This window comes from Streptomyces sp. NPDC050164 (genome assembly GCF_044459945.1).
Lineage (GTDB): Bacteria > Actinomycetota > Actinomycetes > Streptomycetales > Streptomycetaceae > Streptomyces > Streptomyces coeruleorubidus_A.
In genome coordinates, this window is record NZ_JBITJK010000100.1 from 1 (window position 1) to 1,505 (window position 1,505).

Below are 1,505 nucleotides of genomic sequence, written 5' to 3' on the forward strand. Positions count from 1 at the left end.
GCCTCTATGTCCTTCGTCAAGCCTGGGTTGGTCATGCGATGGCTGCTTCGGGGAGGCGGGGTTCGTAGAAGGTGCCGTCGCGGAGCATTGCGAACAGCACGCTGGTGCGGTGGCGGGCGAGGCGGAGGAGGGCCTGGGTGTGGGTCTTTCCGCGGGCCCGGCATCGGTCGTAGTAGGTGCGAGAGGCGGGATCGTGCAGGGCGGCGAACGCGGAGAGGAACATCGCCCGTTTGAGCTGCCGGTTTCCGCCTCGTGGTGCGTGTTCGCCGTGGATCGAGGTGCCCGAGGACTTCGTTGCCGGGGCGAGGCCGGCGTAGGAGGCCAGGTGGGCGGCGGTGGGGAAGCTGGTGCCGTCGCCGACGGTGACCAGCAGCACTGCGGCGGTCCTGACCGCGACCCCCGGCATCGAGGTCAGGACCTTGGAAAGAGGGTGGTCGTCCAGCAGGGACTTGATCTGGGCTTCCAGGGCCCGGCGTTGTTCGTGGACGGCCGCGAGCGAGCGGGCCAGGGAAGGGATCACGGTGTCGAGCGTGCCGGTGCCCGGGACCACGACGGTCTGCTCGTCCAGGGCGTCGAAGACCTCGTCGATCAGCCGGGTGGCCATGCGTGGGGCTTTGGGTCGGATGACTTCGACGAGTCTGCGGCGGCCGGCTTTCCGCAGCGCGGCCGGGGAGCCGTAGCGTTCCAGCAGCCAGGTCACGGCGGGGTGGTCCAGGCGCGGCCCGAGGACACGTTCCAGGCTGGGGTGGAACTGGGTGAGCAGGCCGCGTATCCGGTTGCTGGTGCGGGTGGCCTCGGCCGCGAGGTCCTGGTCGAAGCCGACGAGCACGGTGAGCTCGGCGGTGATCTCGTCGGTCAGCTGTAGCGAGCGCAGGGTGTGCGGCATGGTGCGGGCGGCGTCCGCGATCACCGCGGCGTCCTTGGCGTCGGTCTTCGCCTCGCCCGGGTAGAGGTCGGCGATCCGGCGCATCGACAGTCCGGGCAGGTAGGCGACCTTGCAGCCTGCATCGCGGGCGACGGTGAGCGGGAGGGCGCCGATGGAGGCGGGCTGGTCCACGATCACCAGGACGGTGCCGAACTTCGCGGTCAGCTTGTCGAAGACGGCCCGCAGCTTCGGTTCGCTGTTGGGCAGGGGCCTGTCGAGGACCTTCTTGCCGGCCGGGGTGAGCCCGTGGCCGTGATGAGCACTCTTGCCGACGTCCAGGCCGAGGAACACGCCCACGTCTTCGGTGTCGAACATCGCGCCTCTTTCCGGGGTGTTGAGTGTGCCGGCCTTGGCTGTGGTGTCGTACGCGCGCATCCACGTTATGCAGACCTGCCGCCCGCGAGCTGTCCGGCATTGCGCCGGACCGGGCGGTGGCCGGACCTCTCATCAGCGTCTCCGACGACACCTCCCGGACCCGGTGACACCACCCCCCAGGTCATCCGTTCGACAGGGGGACACAGTCATGCCGGACCCGGAGGCCAGCGGCCCTCTTGCAGGACCGCGAAGAACATAACGGGGG

General features: G+C 69.6%; 1 protein-coding gene. It reads right to left on the reverse strand.

Going from position 1 to position 1,505, the window contains the following annotated elements:
* Positions 1-31: 31 nt before the first annotated feature.
* Complete coding sequence (locus ACIBNA_RS45035) at positions 32-1,240, reverse strand: IS110 family transposase (RefSeq protein ID WP_399171293.1); 1,209 nt, start codon at positions 1,238-1,240, stop codon at positions 32-34.
* Between the last annotated feature and the right edge of the window lie 265 nt (positions 1,241-1,505).